Origin of the sequence: Novosphingobium sp. PP1Y (genome assembly GCF_000253255.1) — a bacterium.
Classification (GTDB): Bacteria; Pseudomonadota; Alphaproteobacteria; order Sphingomonadales; family Sphingomonadaceae; genus Novosphingobium.
This window is the reverse complement of record NC_015583.1, coordinates 115,351-128,813: the sequence shown is the minus strand read 5'-3', so window position 1 is coordinate 128,813 and position 13,463 is coordinate 115,351. Positions and strand designations below refer to the sequence as shown.

The following is a 13,463-nucleotide window of genomic DNA, read 5'->3' as shown; positions in this document are numbered from 1 at the left end:
GGCGTCCGTTGCGCCTCGGCACTGGCGACACCGGCGCACAGGCCAAGCGCCCAGCCAGGATGAGAGACGTCTTAGCCTTGATCAGGCGCTCGCAGCGTGCCAGGCAGCGACGATCTCGCGCGCCTTTGCACCGACGGTGTCGGCATCGAATCCTGGCTTGTAGAGACTGCTTCCCACGCCGATACCGAAACAGCCGGCGGCCCGGTATTCGGCCAGATTTGCCGGTCCCACGCCGCCTACGGCCCAGATGCGCACGTGCTTGGGCAGGACTTCACCGATGGCCTTGATATAGCCGCTGCCCAGCGAAGAGCCGGGAAAGAGCTTCAGGTCCCGTGCCCCGGCATCGATGGCGGCAAAGGCCTCGGTTGGCGTGAGGAAACCCGGAAGCACGTCCATGCCCAATGCGATCGAGCGGGCGATGACGGCGGGATCGACGTTGGGCGACACCATGAAGGCTCCGCCCGCGCCGCCAAGGGTTTCCGCCAGGGCGGCGGAAATCACCGTGCCGCCGCCGATCGCGGCGCGGTCGCCAAGCGCATCGGCCATGGCCGCGATCGAGGCCGCTGGATCGGGCGAATTGAACGGCACTTCGATGATGCGGATGCCCGCCTCGATCAGCGCATTTCCGACCGCGACTGCCTCGGGCGGCCTGATGCCGCGCAGGATGGCGGCGATGGGCGGGGCTCCAGTTGCCAGGGCGTCTTCGATCTTCATGACTTGGGTCCTCTTGCAAGTCGCAGCCCGGCCACAACCGCTGCATCGCCGTCGATGCGCGTGGCCTTGCAGCCCAATCTGAGCAGGCCGTTCTCATAAAGCTTGCACAGCGATGGGTCGCCGATCAGGACGATGTCCGATCCCGCCCCGGCCTCGGCCCTGACCTCGCCACCGATCAGCAGGCCGGAGAGGTAGCCGCGCGACCAGTCTTTCGACTTGCCGTCGAGCATGCGCGCTGCTCGTGCCTCGAAAAGGGCCGAAGTGAACGGCTCGTGCGACCGCACCAGACCGCGTGCGAAGCCGTCTTGGAAAGTGCCGTCGCCGGGCATGTCGGGCCCGGTCAAGGTCGACTGGCCGGCCAGCAGCGCAAAGAGCTCGCCGGTAGGATGGGTTCGAAATCCGGTAATGGACCCGTTACGCAGCCGGACCCACTTGCTGTGCGTGCCCGGCAGCACGACGATGTTTTCACCTTGGGCGAGAGACGGCTCCAGCACGAGTGCGCCGAAGACCTGGGTTTCCTCGCCGCGCATGACTTCCGGCACCCCGGCTTCGGTGCGGCAACTCAGGCCCGGCAGAACCGCAACATTCACGCCCGCGACTTGCGTGGTCGCGCGTGAGGCCAACCATGAGTTCGCATCCGCGGGACATGGGGCATAGCCTGCGGGCAGAAGTGCCCCGGGTGCCCCGGCCATGCCGCACAGGGTGACGTCTGCCAGACGGCCTTCGCCAAGCCAGACCTCCAGCCTCTCGGCCAACACGCTCTCGGCGCTGATTTCCAGCGCGCCCGTTCCGGGGCCGTTGAGCCTTGCAGTCGGGTCCGCGCCGCTCATTCGGTAGAGCCGCAGGCGACTGGTTCCCCAGTCGCCAAGAACGTAGGCCTCGCTCATTGTAGATCGAGCACGACGACCGACTTGGCCGGCAAGGTAACGATGAGTTTGCCGCCCTTGATGCTCGCTCCATGGAAGGATGCGGGCCTTACTGCCTGCGGGGCATCGAAGGTATTGTGCGCATCGATCTTCGCGGCTGTGAGGACGCGGCCCGACACCCGCTTCGCGTTTACGCCTTCGAGTGCAATCGTCACGGTATTCGACTGATTGGGGTCGGCATTGGAAAGACCGATGTGGATCTTGCCGTCCTTTGCCTTGACCGCCGATCCGCTCACGGCGGGCAAGGTGTACTTGCCCTTGGCGTAAGTGGGGGTGTCGATATCGATCGGCAGCACGGTGGCGTCCTGCCAGGGCTTGTACATCTCGAACACGTGGTACGTCGGCGTCAGGACCATCTTGTCGCCATCGGTCAGGATCATTGCCTGCAGCACGTTGACCATCTGGGCAATGGCGGTCATGCGCACGCGGTCTGCGTGCTTGGCGAAGATGTCGAGGTTGATCGCGGCGATCAGCGCATCGCGCAGGGTGTTCTGCTGGCGCAGGAAGCCGGGATGGGTTCCCGGGTCCTGCGCGTACCATGCCCCCCATTCATCGACGGCCAGGAACATGCGCTTTTCCGGATCGTACTTGTCCATGATGGCGCTGTGTTTGGTGATGAGCTCGTCCATTCGCCAGGCTTCATGCAGGGTGTCGGCCCAGGCGCTTTCGTCGAAACCGACAGCAGGCGCGCGCGGCGGCCAGCCGCCATCGGGCAGCACGTAGTAGTGCAAGGACAGGCCATCGAGCGTTTGTGCGGCGTCGCGCATCAGCGTCTCGGTCCAGTCGTAGTCGTCGCCATTCGCGCCTGCGGCCACCTTAAGGATGCTGGTCCCGGCAGGGGCCTTGATGAAGGTGGCATAGCGGCGCGTCACGTCGGCGGCGTATTCCGCGCGCATATTGCCGCCGCAGCCCCACAGCTCATTGCCCACGCCGAAATAGGGAACCGCCCAGGGTTCCTTGTGGCCGTTCCTGGCACGTTCGTCGGCAAGGCTGCCTGCGGGGGCGGTCATGTACTCGACCCATTCAGCCATCTCGCGCGGCGAACCGTTGCCCACATTGCCGGCCACGTAGGCCTGCGCGCCCACTTGGCGCACAAGCTCGAAGAACTCGTGCGTGCCTACGCTGTTGGGCTCGGTTACGCCGCCCCAATGGGTATTGACCTTGACCGGGCGTTCGTTCTGCGGGCCGATGCCTTCGCGCCAGTGATATTAGTCGGCAAAGCATCCACCCGGCCAGCGGATCACGGGCACCGAGAGGTCGCGAAGGGCGCTTACCACATCGTTGCGAAAGCCGTTGGTATTGGGGATCTTGCTGTCCTTGCCCACCCACAGGCCTCCGTAGATCCCGTTGCCCAGGTGTTCGGCGAACTGAGTGAAGATATCCTTGTTGTAGACCGGGCCAGGCGTATCGGCATGGATGGTCGCCGTCGTCGACTTCCCGCCGGTATCGGCCTGGGCGACGCCGGCAAGCGCAGTCGCGCCCAGCAACAGCAGCTTCGTCGCATGGCGAAGGGCCTTCAGCATCGTGTTCTCTCCTCCCTTTGGGAATCAGTCGTGAAACGGTTCTACGGATTCGCGTTTGCCGCGCAGGAAGGCGTCGGCAACGAGGCGCAGGGGATCGAGATCCACGTCGCTGCGTCCGCCGCGGATGAGGTTCGCGAAGCGAGCGTAGAGGCCGGGATATTCCAGGTCCTCGTTGTGTTCGGTGCCGTTGGGCAGGGCCAGCACCGCGCCGCCGCTGGAGAGCTTGAGCGTTCCGGCGTCGGTTTCGACGACGATGTCCCAGCTTTGCGGGCCGGTCTGGCGCCAGTCGAGGTCCATGTGGATGTGAGCGCCTGCCGTGTCGCGCAAGTTCAGGTCTGCTGCAATCGGGGCTGCGCGGTTTTCGGGTATGCTGAGCGTGGCGGTCTTGAGGAAGACCGGGCGCGGCAGGATATGGGTCAATATGGACAGGGCGTTGATGCCTGGGTCGAACACGCCCAGCCCGCCGGGTTCCCAGATCCACGCCTGCCCGGGATGCCAGACGCGAACGTCCTCGCGCCAGACGATGGATACGGTATCGATCCTTCGCTCGGCGAGCCATGCGCGCGCCGGTGCGACGCCTGCGGCGAAGCGCGAATGCCATGCCGCGAACAGGGAGACGCCGACCTTGTCGGCGCGCTCGCGCAAGGCGACGACTTCGCTGAGCGTTGCGCCCGGGGGCTTTTCGAGGAAGACGTGGGCGCCGCGCTTCAGCGCCAGCGCGGCGAGGTCGTAGCGGACCTGCGGCGGAGTGCACAGCGAGACGGCGTCGATGGCCGGGCCGTGCTCCAGCAGTTCCTCGAGGCCGGCAAAGTGGGCAATGCCGTCCAACCCGGGATCATCGGGGCTGACGGTTGCGGCGAGGCTGAAGGCGGCGTTCCCGGCGATGGCCGGCAGATGCTGGTCCCGGGCGATCTTGCCTAGGCCGACGACGGCAATGCGGATCGGGTCCATGGTTCAGAGCGTCCTGACCGTAACGGCGCGCTCCCGGGCGCGTACGAGCGGATTGGATACCGGCAGCGTGAAGGGGGACGCCGAGATCTCGAAGACGTCGCCTTCCTGCGTCGTCACGCCGTCGCTGAAGGACAGGGTCGCGGTGCCGAAGAAGTGGACGTGGACATCGCCGGGGCGGCAGAACAGGTCGTACTTGAAGTGGTGGTGTTCGAGGTTGGCGATGGTGTGCGACATGTTGGCCTCGCCGGACAGGAACGGCTTTTCCCAAAGCGTCTTTCCGTTCCGCAGGATACGGCTCGTGCCCTCGATCCCCGTGGGCGGGGTTCCCAGTAGCAGTTCCGCTCCCAGGGCGGCCTGGCGCAGCTTGGAATGGGCGAGCCAGAGGTAGTTGTGCCGCTCGGTCACATGATCGGAATACTCGTTGGCGAGCGCGAAGCCGATGCGATAGGGCGCGCCGTCCTCGCCGACGATGTAGATGCCGGCGACTTCCGGTTCCTCGCTGCCGTCCTTGGCGAAGGCGGGCATGAGCAGCGGATCGTTCGGGCCGACGAGCTGCGAGCCGTCGCCCTTGTAGAACCATTCGGGTTGCTGGCCGACTTCGCCCGGTGCGGGCTTTCCGCCTTCCAGGCCTTCGAGGAACATGCGCATGGAATCGGTCTGCGCCTGGCTGGCCATGGCCTCGCGGTGCATCTTGTCGCGGCCTTCCGCCGAACCGAGATGGGTCAGGCCGGTGCCCGAAAGGATCAGGTGCGCCGGGTCTTCGTGGTCGATCGGCGCGATCAGGCGGCTCGCGTCGAACTCGGCGCGGATGTCGACGGCGGGGCCTTGCCCGCATGCCTTAGCGGTATCGGCCAGCGTGTCGCCCGCAGCGATCGCGCGCAGCGCCAGTTCGCGCACCGAGGTGACGCCCTCAAGAAAATGGGCGGTGTTGCCTTCGGCAAGAATGACGGATCGCGAACCGTCGACCGCGCGATGCTGGAGCAGGCGAAGAAAAGTCATGATTCTCTCCCGGGCCGCGGCGCGCGCTCATTCATCGGCGCGCGCCGGGCAGAAGGTGGTGGTGGTCAATCGAGCTTGAGGGTGCCGTCGATCAGGCGCGGGGCGCCGTCGCCCATGGCGCTGTCGCGCAGTTCGGCGGGCAGAACGTCCTGGGAGAGGTTCTGGTAGCTGACCGGGCGCAGGAAGCGGTCGATGGCAAGGCTGCCCACCGACGTGGTGCGCGGGTCGGACGTGGCCGGGAAGGGGCCGCCGTGGACCATCGCGTGGCACACTTCGACGCCCGTCGGCCAGCCATTGGCAAGGATCCGGCCGACCTTGCGCTCCAGCACCGGCAGGAGGCGCGCGGCCAGGTCCTCGTCGGCGGCGTCCATGTGCAGCGTGGCAGTAAGCTGGCCTTCCAGTCCGGCGAGTACCTTGGCGAGTTCGGCTTCGTCCTTGCAGCGCACGATAATGGAGGAGGCGCCGAAGACCTCGTGGCCCATGGCCTTGTCGGCGAGGAACGCCTCGCCGGTGGTCTGGAACAGGACGGCCCCGCCGTGGGTGCGATCGCCGTCTTCCCCGCGCGCCAGCGTCTCGACGCCCGGACAACCTGAAAGCGTCTCGACGCCCTTGGCATAGGCCTCGCGAATGCCAGCGGTCAGCATCGTCTGCGGCTTTGCCTGAGATACGCTGCCCGTGGCGGCCGCCATGAAGGCGTCGAGGCCTTCGCCCGCGATGGCCAGGATGAGACCGGGATTGGTGCAGAACTGGCCTGCGCCCATCGTCAGCGAAGCGACGAAGGCCGTGCCCAGTGCCTCGCCGCGCGCCTTGAGCGCTTCAGGCAGGAGCAGGACCGGATTGATGCTCGACATCTCGGCATAGACCGGGATCGGCACTTCGCGGGCCTGGGCGATGCGGGCGAGGGCCAGGCCGCCGCTGCGCGAGCCGGTGAAGCCGACCGCCATGATGCGCGGATCGCTGACGAGCGCGGCGCCCAAGTCGTTCGAGGGGCCGACGAGGTGCTGGAAGACACCTTCCGGAAGTCCGCAGGCAGCAACAGCCCTGGTGATCGCCTGTGCGACCAGTCCACCGGTGATCGGGTGGGCCGGGTGTCCCTTCACGACGACCGGGCAGCCGGCTGCCAGCGCCGAGGCCGTGTCGCCTCCGGCAGTCGAGAAGGCGAGCGGAAAGTTCGAGGCTCCGAATACGGCGACGGGCCCAACCGGGATCATGCGCAGGCGCAGGTCCGGCCGCGGCAGGGGCTGACGCTCGGGCATGGCGGGATCGATGCGCAGCTGTTGCCAGAGGCCCTTGCGCACGACGTCGGCGAACATGCGAAGCTGCCCGACGGTACGGCCGCGTTCGCCTTCGAGGCGTGCACGGGGCAGGCCGCTCTCGGTCATCGCGGCCTCGATCAGCGAATCGCCGATGGCGAGGATCTCCTGGGCGATTCGTTCGAGGAAGGCGGCCCGTTCTTCACGGCTCGTGGCGCGATAGGCATCGAAGGCGGCGTCGGCCCTGTCGCAGGCCTGCGCAACTTGTGCAGGACCATCGACGTTGAAGGGCTCGCCATGGGGCTGACCGGTTTCAGCCGCTACGGATCGGAAATCTGTCATTCGGGGTCTCCCTATTTACTCCGACATATTCCGTGCTGGCGATAAACGCAATGTTTGTCGTTCCTTCCTTGCAGGAGGGCTGATAGGGTCGCTTGCGGAGGTAAGGAAAATCGTGACGGATGCTGAACTGAGCAAGGAAAAGGATGCTGCAAGGCCTGGCGAGGAACCCCGTGGTCCGGGTCGGCGTCTGCACGGTGCGATTGCGCATAAGCTGGGGACGGACATCTTGTCGGGCAAATATGCGCCTGGCGATGTTCTGTCCGGTGAAGTCGCCTTTGCCGAGGAGCTCCAGGTTTCCCGCAGCGCCTATCGCGAAGCGATCCAGGTGCTTACCGCCAAGGGGCTGGTGGCAAGCCGGCCCAAGGCGGGAACGCGCGTGCTTCCGCGCGAGCGCTGGAACCTGCTCGATCCCGAAGTGCTGGGTTGGGCCTTTGCCGGCGAACCGGACATCGAGTTCGTACGCAGCCTGTTCGAGCTGCGCGCCATCGTCGAACCGGCGGCAGCCCGCCTGGCGGCGAAGCGGCGCGACAAGGCCGACCTCAAGGCCATGAAAACCGCCCTGGCGGAAATGCGCAGCCATACGCTCACGACCGAGGCGGGGCGTGCGGCCGACAGGGATTTCCATGCAGCGATCCTGCACGCCACCGGCAATCAGGCGCTCATGGTCCTGAGTGCCAGCATCGGAGCGGCGGTCAATTGGACGACGCAGTTCAAGTTGCGCGCGCGCGCGCTGCCGCGCAGTCCGATACCCGATCACACCAAGGTCTATGAGGCGATTGCCGCCGGGGACGGCGATGCCGCCGCCGAAGCGATGAACGTCCTGGTCGAGCTGGCGCTGGACGATACCCGCAGCGCAATGCGTCCCTGACGACGGCGAGGGCCGCGCGCCGATCCTTCCCTGCATCGACACAGGCACAGGGCCGATGACATGGTCACCGGCCCTGCGTGCAATCCGGTCCCTTTTGCTCAGGAGGAATGTCCCTGGCCGCTGGTTCAGACCGGCTGTGCTTCGAGCACCTCATCGGGCAGGGCATGCGTCGGCTTGCTGCCCCACAGCGCATAGAACAGCACGTAGAGTTCGCAGGCCGCGGTCAGCAGGAAGGAGGTCTGGAGGCCGTAGTTGTCGGCGATCCAGCCCTGCACGATCACCAGCGCGCCGCCCGCGATGGCCATTACCAGCAGCCCCGAACCTTCCTCCGTAAGCGGCCCCAGCCCCTTGATGCCAAGGGTGAAGATGGTCGGGAACATGATCGAGTGGAACAGGCCCACGAGGATCAGCGACCACATCGCGACCGGGCCGTGCGCGAAGCTGGTGACCAGCATCACCACGAAGGCGCCGACGGAAAAGACGGCGAGGACTTTCGCCGCATCGAAACGCTGCATGATCGCCGAGCCGGCGAAACGGCCGACCATCATGCCGCCCCACAGGAACGTGAGGTAGCGACCGGCCTGCTCATGGGTCAGATTGGCGATGTCAGGCTGGCTGACGAAGTTCACGAAGAGGTTGGCCACGCCGATCTCCGCGATCAGGTAGATGAAGATGGCGGGGATGCCGAAGACCAGGTTGCGGTGGCTCCACAAGGACAGGTGCTTGCGCTCTTCCTTGGCCACGCGGGCATTGGCGGTGCCCATGGCGGGCAGCGGGAAGCGGGCGATGACGATGGCGAGGACTACGAGCACCACCGCGACCAGCCCGTAGGGCAGGATCACCGATTGGGCATCGGCCATGCGCTCGGCTTCGCTGAGCACCGTACCCACCGCCGAGGTGCCGCTCTTGGAGCGGCCCAGGATCAGGTAGGCGCCGAAGAGCGGGGCGAGCATGGTTCCGGCCGAGTTGAGTGCCTGCACCAGGTTGAGGCGCGAAGAGGCGGTCTCGGGCTTGCCGACGATGGCGACATAGGGATTTGCCGCCACCTGCAGGAGCGTGATCCCGCTGGCGATCACGAACAGCATCGTCAAGGTGACGCCGTAGGACGGGATGCCGGCTGCCAGCATCATGCCCAGCGCGCCCGCGGCCATGATGAGCAGGCCCACGACCAGGGACATCTTGTAGCCGATGCGCTCGATCAGCTTGGCCGAAGGAATCGAGGCGACAAAGTAGGCGATGAACCAGACCGATTCGATCAGCGTGGTCTGGGTGTAATTGAGCTCGAACACGCTGCGCAGATGCGGAAGCAGCGTGTTGTTGATGACGGTGATGAACCCCCACATGAAGAAGAGGCTGGCAAGCAGGGTCAGCGCCGGGCCATAGCGAATTGCGGTTTCCTGCGCGGTTTCGGCGGATGTGCCGGACGACGAGACAACTGTAGGCATGTCTATCCTCTCGAACGGGGTCCGCGCGACTTCCTTTGCGAACCGGCTTGCGCTTTTTCCATTTGTCGGACTATATCGCGGTGTGGGCCCCGTCAATGGGCCGCAAAAATTCCACGCAGGGTCTGGAGCGATCGGGAATGAGGAATCTGAAAAAGGCACTGGCCGGCGCGGCCCTGGCAGTCATGGCGACAGGCCTTTGCCCATCCGCGCATGCGGCCGAGGCGAAGCGCGAAATCGCCGGAGCCCTGGCCGATGGCACCGAAGTGAGCGCGATCACCCTGAAGGCCGACAACGGCATCTCGGCCACGATCCTGTCCTACGGCGCCACCCTGCAGAAGCTGCTTGCGCCGGACAACCATGGCAAGATCGCCGACGTAGTCCTCGGGTATGATACGCTGTCCGACTATGTCGAGCATCCCAATTACTTTGGCGTGACGGTTGGCCGCTATGCCAATCGCATCGCCGGTGGCCGCTTCACCCTCGACGGAAAGACCTACCAGCTGCCCCTCAACGACGACCACAACAGCCTCCACGGCGGCGGTCATGGCTTCGACAAGGTCGCGTGGCAGGTCGTCTCCGTGAAGTCCGGTCCGACCGCTAGCGTCGTGCTGAGCCACGTCAGCCCGGACGGCGATGCAGGCTATCCGGGCAAGGTCGTCTCCACGGTTACCTACACCCTCGACGAGGCCGGAAACCTCGGCATTGCCTTCGAGGCCAGGACCGACAGGCCAACGGTCATCAACATGACCAATCACGCGATCTTCGACATGGCCGGCGAGGGGTCGAGCGATGGCGCGACGGGCCAGATGCTGACGATCCCGGCCAGCCGGTTCACGCCGGTCAATGCGGACCTGATCCCGACCGGCGAACTGCGCCCGGTCGAGGGAAGCGTGTTCGATTTTCGCCAGTCGCGCCGCGTCGCGGACGGACTGCGCGATGGAACCGACCGGCAGATCGTCTTCGGCAGGGGCTATGACCACAACTTCGCGCTCGATAAGGGCGTGACCGCCACGCCGCAGCTTGCCGCAAGGCTCGAGGACCCCGTGTCGGGCCGCGTGCTCGAAGTGCTCACCACCGAGCCGGGCGTGCAATTTTACTCCGGCAATTTCCTTGACGGGACGCTGGTGGGCAAGCAGGGCCACCTGTACCGGATGGGCGATGGCATCGCGCTCGAACCGCAGAAGTTCCCCGATGCGCCCAATCATCCCGACTTCGTCTCCGCCCGTGTCGATCCCGGCAAGCCTTACCGGCATGTCATGATCTATCGCCTCTCCACTTCGCGCTGATCGAAACGAACCGCCATGACAAACCAGAATCCTCCCAAGGCGCCATCCGCGAAGCTGCGATCGCGCGCTTGGTTCGATAATCCCGACAATATCGACATGACCTCGCTCTACCTCGAGCGGTACCTGAACTTCGGTCTCAGCCTGGAGGAACTGCGGTCGGGCAAGCCGATCATCGGCATCGCCCAGACCGGCAGCGACCTGTCGCCCTGCAACCGCCACCACATCGTGTTGGCCGAGCGCATCCGCGAAGGCATCCGCGAAGCCGGCGGCATCGCCATCGAGTTCCCGGTCCATCCGATCCAGGAGACCGGCAAGCGTCCGACCGCCGGCCTCGACCGTAACCTGACCTATCTCGGACTCGTCGAAGCGCTCTACGGTTATCCGATCGACGGCGTGGTCCTGACCACCGGCTGCGACAAAACGACCCCGGCGCTGCTCATGGCCGCGGCAACGGTCAACATCCCGGCGATTGCGCTCTCGGTCGGCCCCATGCTCAATGGCTGGCACAAGGGCGAGCGGACCGGTTCGGGCACCATCGTGTGGAAGGGCCGGCAGATGCTGGCGGCAGGCGAACTCGACGACGAAGGCTTCATCAAGCTCGTCGCCTCGTCCGCACCCTCGACGGGATACTGCAACACGATGGGCACGGCCACGACGATGAATTCGCTGGCCGAGGCATTGGGCATGATGCTGCCGGGCTCGGCGGCGATCCCCGCGCCCTATCGCGACCGGCAGGAATGTGCCTACCACACCGGCAAGCGCGTGGTCGAAATGGTACACGAGGATCTCAAGCCCTCGGACATCCTGACGCTCGAGGCATTCCACAACGCCATCGCCGTCAACGCCGCCATCGGCGGCTCGACCAATGCCCCGATCCATCTCGCCGCGATCGCCCGCCACATCGGCGTCGACCTGCCGCTCAAGGACTGGGAACGCATCGGCCACAAGATCCCGCTGCTGGTCAACCTGCAGCCGGCCGGTGAGTACCTTGGCGAGGATTATTACCGCGCCGGCGGCGTGCCCGCAGTGGTCGCCCAGCTCATCAAGCAGGGCCTGATCAATGAGGGGGCCATGACCGTCAACGGCAGGACCATGGGCGATAACTGCCGCAATGCCACCATCGAGGACGAGCGCGTCATCAAGACCTTCGACCAGCCGCTGGTCGAGGAAGCCGGCTTCCTGGTCCTGTCGGGCAACCTGTTCGACGCCGCGATCATGAAGACCAGCGTGATCTCCGCGGAGTTTCGCGAACGCTATCTTTCCAACCCGGCAGACCCCGATGCCTTCGAAGGCCCGGTCGTGGTGTTCGACGGCCCGGAAGACTACCACCACCGCATCGACGATCCCGCAACCGGCATCACCAGCGAAACGCTGCTGTTCATGCGCGGAGCCGGCCCCATCGGCTATCCCGGAGCCGCCGAAGTTGTGAACATGCGCCCGCCTGCCTACCTCATTACCGAGGGCATCTCGGCCCTGCCGTGCATCGGCGATGGCCGCCAGTCGGGCACGAGCGGCAGCCCTTCGATCCTCAACGCCAGCCCGGAAGCCGCGGCCATGGGCGGCCTCGCCCTCCTGCGCACCGGAGACCGCGTCCGGATCGACCTGGGCAAGGGCTCCGTCAACGTCCTCATATCCGACGAGGAACTGGCACAGCGCCGCGCCGACCTGGAAGCAAGCGGCGGCTATCCCTATCCCGCGTCGCAAACACCCTGGCAGGAGATCCAGCGCAGCATCGTCGGACAAATGGATACCGGCGCCATCCTTGAAGGATCCGAAAAATACCAGCGCATCGCCCAGACCATGGGCCTGCCGCGCGATAACCACTAAACACGGAGTGATGGAGGGCAGGAGTGATGGATTTCGCTCAGCACTCCATCACTCCGCAGGGCCCGGCTTCGGTGTACGCCTCCCGACTCCGGCTACGGTCTATCCGATCTCAAAAGCCGCAATGCGAAGGGCCCGGTTCCTGCCCGATGCGGGCGGGAACCGGGCCCCTTTCAATGGAAAATCAGTGCTTGAAGGGATCGATCGTCCGGATCGTCCCATCGGCATTGAAATGCAGCTCGGTCATCTTGACGTTGCGTAGGTGGTTCTTCCCGCTCAACTGCGTGTCGTGGAAGAGCAACCAGGTCTTGCCATCCCAATCGACTATCGAATGGTGTGAAGTCCAGCCCTGCACCGGCAGCAGTATGTGCCCGGTATATGTGAACGGTCCGTATGGATTTTCGCCGATCGCATAGTTGAGAAAATGCGTATCGCCGGTCGAGTAGGTGAAGTAGTATTTGCCGCCGCGCTTGTACATCCACGAGGCTTCGAAGAAGCGCTTGTCGTGATCGCCGCCAAGTACGGGTTTGCCGCCCGTGTCGAGTATCACGGCATCGCGGGGCGCTTCGGCGAATTCCTTCATGTCCGGCGCCATCTTGGCGACCTTCGGCATCAGGGCGGGTTTGTCGTCCTGCTTCAGATCGACATCGCCGATCGAGGGATCGTATTTCCCCCTCGCCCATTTCTGTAGCTGTCCGCCCCAGATGCCGCCGAAATACATGTAGCTGGTACCGTCATCGTCCGTGAATACCGCAGGGTCCATGGAGAAGCTGGACTTGATCGGTTCGGGTTCCGCCTTGAACGGACCCATCGGGTTGTCGCTGGTCGCCACCCCGATATGAAAGATTCCGTCCTTGTCCTTGGCCGGGAAGTAGAGAAAATAGGTGCCGTTCTTGTATGCCGCGTCAGGCGCCCACATGCTCTTGCTGGCCCAGGGCACATCGTCCACATCCAGCGCGACTGGCCCGATGGCTACTTTCCCGCCGGGCTTGTCCAGCTCCAATACGCGATAGTCACGCATCGCATATTGATTGCCCAGGTCATCGTCGGGAATTCCGGTATCGATGTCGTGGCTGGGATAAATGTAGAGCTTCCCGTCGAATACATGGGCCGAAGGGTCCGCAGTAAAGATCTCGGTAACGAGAGGCTGCGCGATGTACTTGTCCGTCTCTTGCGCCTTGGGTGCTTCCTCCGGCTTGGAGCAACCGGCTATCGCTGCCGCCGCCCCCGCGAGAATCGCGGTTCTTATGAACAAAACATGGGATCTGCGCATCTATTCCTCTCCGCGATGTGGGTCCATTCCCCACCTCATCGCGTGATAGATAGCGCTAC

At 64.9% G+C, this 13,463-nt stretch carries 10 protein-coding genes and 1 pseudogene; 3 read left to right on the top strand and 8 right to left on the bottom strand.

Translation table 11 applies throughout. From position 1 onward, the window contains the following. Positions 1-81: 81 nt before the first annotated feature. The 6 genes and pseudogenes from PP1Y_RS01610 to PP1Y_RS01585 form a co-directional block, all read right to left on the bottom strand. On the bottom strand, positions 82-714 hold the full coding sequence (locus tag PP1Y_RS01610) for a 2-dehydro-3-deoxy-6-phosphogalactonate aldolase (RefSeq protein ID WP_013836362.1): 633 nt from the start codon (positions 712-714) through the stop codon (positions 82-84). After that, a complete protein-coding gene (locus PP1Y_RS01605; RefSeq protein ID WP_013836361.1) occupies positions 711-1,601 on the bottom strand; it encodes a 2-dehydro-3-deoxygalactonokinase in 891 nt (296 codons plus the stop codon). The genes PP1Y_RS01610 and PP1Y_RS01605 overlap by 4 nt, the downstream gene beginning before the upstream one ends. Continuing rightward, positions 1,598-3,163: pseudogene (locus PP1Y_RS01600) on the bottom strand (alpha-N-arabinofuranosidase). The gene PP1Y_RS01605 and the pseudogene PP1Y_RS01600 overlap by 4 nt, the downstream one beginning before the upstream one ends. A gap of 24 nt (positions 3,164-3,187) precedes the next feature. Continuing rightward, positions 3,188-4,114, bottom strand: coding sequence for a Gfo/Idh/MocA family protein (locus tag PP1Y_RS01595; protein ID WP_013836358.1), 927 nt, complete (start codon positions 4,112-4,114; stop codon positions 3,188-3,190). Positions 4,115-4,117: 3 nt separating this feature from the next. Next, positions 4,118-5,113 carry an AraD1 family protein gene (araD1, locus tag PP1Y_RS01590; RefSeq protein WP_013836357.1) on the bottom strand — a complete coding sequence of 332 codons (996 nt, stop codon included), beginning with the start codon at positions 5,111-5,113 and terminating at the stop codon, positions 4,118-4,120. A 65-nt stretch (positions 5,114-5,178) separates the two neighbouring features. Further along, on the bottom strand, positions 5,179-6,708 hold the full coding sequence (locus tag PP1Y_RS01585) for an aldehyde dehydrogenase (NADP(+)) (protein WP_013836356.1): 1,530 nt from the start codon (positions 6,706-6,708) through the stop codon (positions 5,179-5,181). Positions 6,709-6,820: 112 nt separating this feature from the next. On the opposite strand from PP1Y_RS01585, the gene PP1Y_RS01580 reads away from it, so the two are divergent. After that, the gene (locus PP1Y_RS01580; RefSeq protein WP_013836355.1) at positions 6,821-7,576 is read left to right on the top strand and encodes a FadR/GntR family transcriptional regulator; all 756 of its coding nucleotides are present in this window, start codon (positions 6,821-6,823) and stop codon (positions 7,574-7,576) included. A gap of 125 nt (positions 7,577-7,701) precedes the next feature. Here the strand turns inward: PP1Y_RS01580 and PP1Y_RS01575 are convergent, their stop codons facing one another. After that, on the bottom strand, positions 7,702-9,021 hold the full coding sequence (locus PP1Y_RS01575; protein WP_013836354.1) for a sugar MFS transporter: 1,320 nt from the start codon (positions 9,019-9,021) through the stop codon (positions 7,702-7,704). 137 nt (positions 9,022-9,158) lie between these two features. Between PP1Y_RS01575 and PP1Y_RS01570 the strand changes: the two genes are divergently transcribed. Together PP1Y_RS01570 and PP1Y_RS01565 are read left to right on the top strand one after the other, a co-directional pair. Continuing rightward, entirely contained in the window at positions 9,159-10,307 is a 1,149-nt protein-coding gene (locus tag PP1Y_RS01570) for an aldose epimerase family protein (RefSeq protein ID WP_041558191.1), read from the top strand. 15 nt (positions 10,308-10,322) lie between these two features. Continuing rightward, a complete protein-coding gene (locus PP1Y_RS01565) occupies positions 10,323-12,134 on the top strand; it encodes an IlvD/Edd family dehydratase (protein WP_013836352.1) in 1,812 nt (603 codons plus the stop codon). Between the two features lie 181 nt (positions 12,135-12,315). On the opposite strand, the gene PP1Y_RS01560 is transcribed toward PP1Y_RS01565, so the two are convergent. Then, a complete protein-coding gene (locus tag PP1Y_RS01560; protein ID WP_013836351.1) occupies positions 12,316-13,404 on the bottom strand; it encodes a glycoside hydrolase family 43 protein in 1,089 nt (362 codons plus the stop codon). Positions 13,405-13,463: the final 59 nt, after the last annotated feature.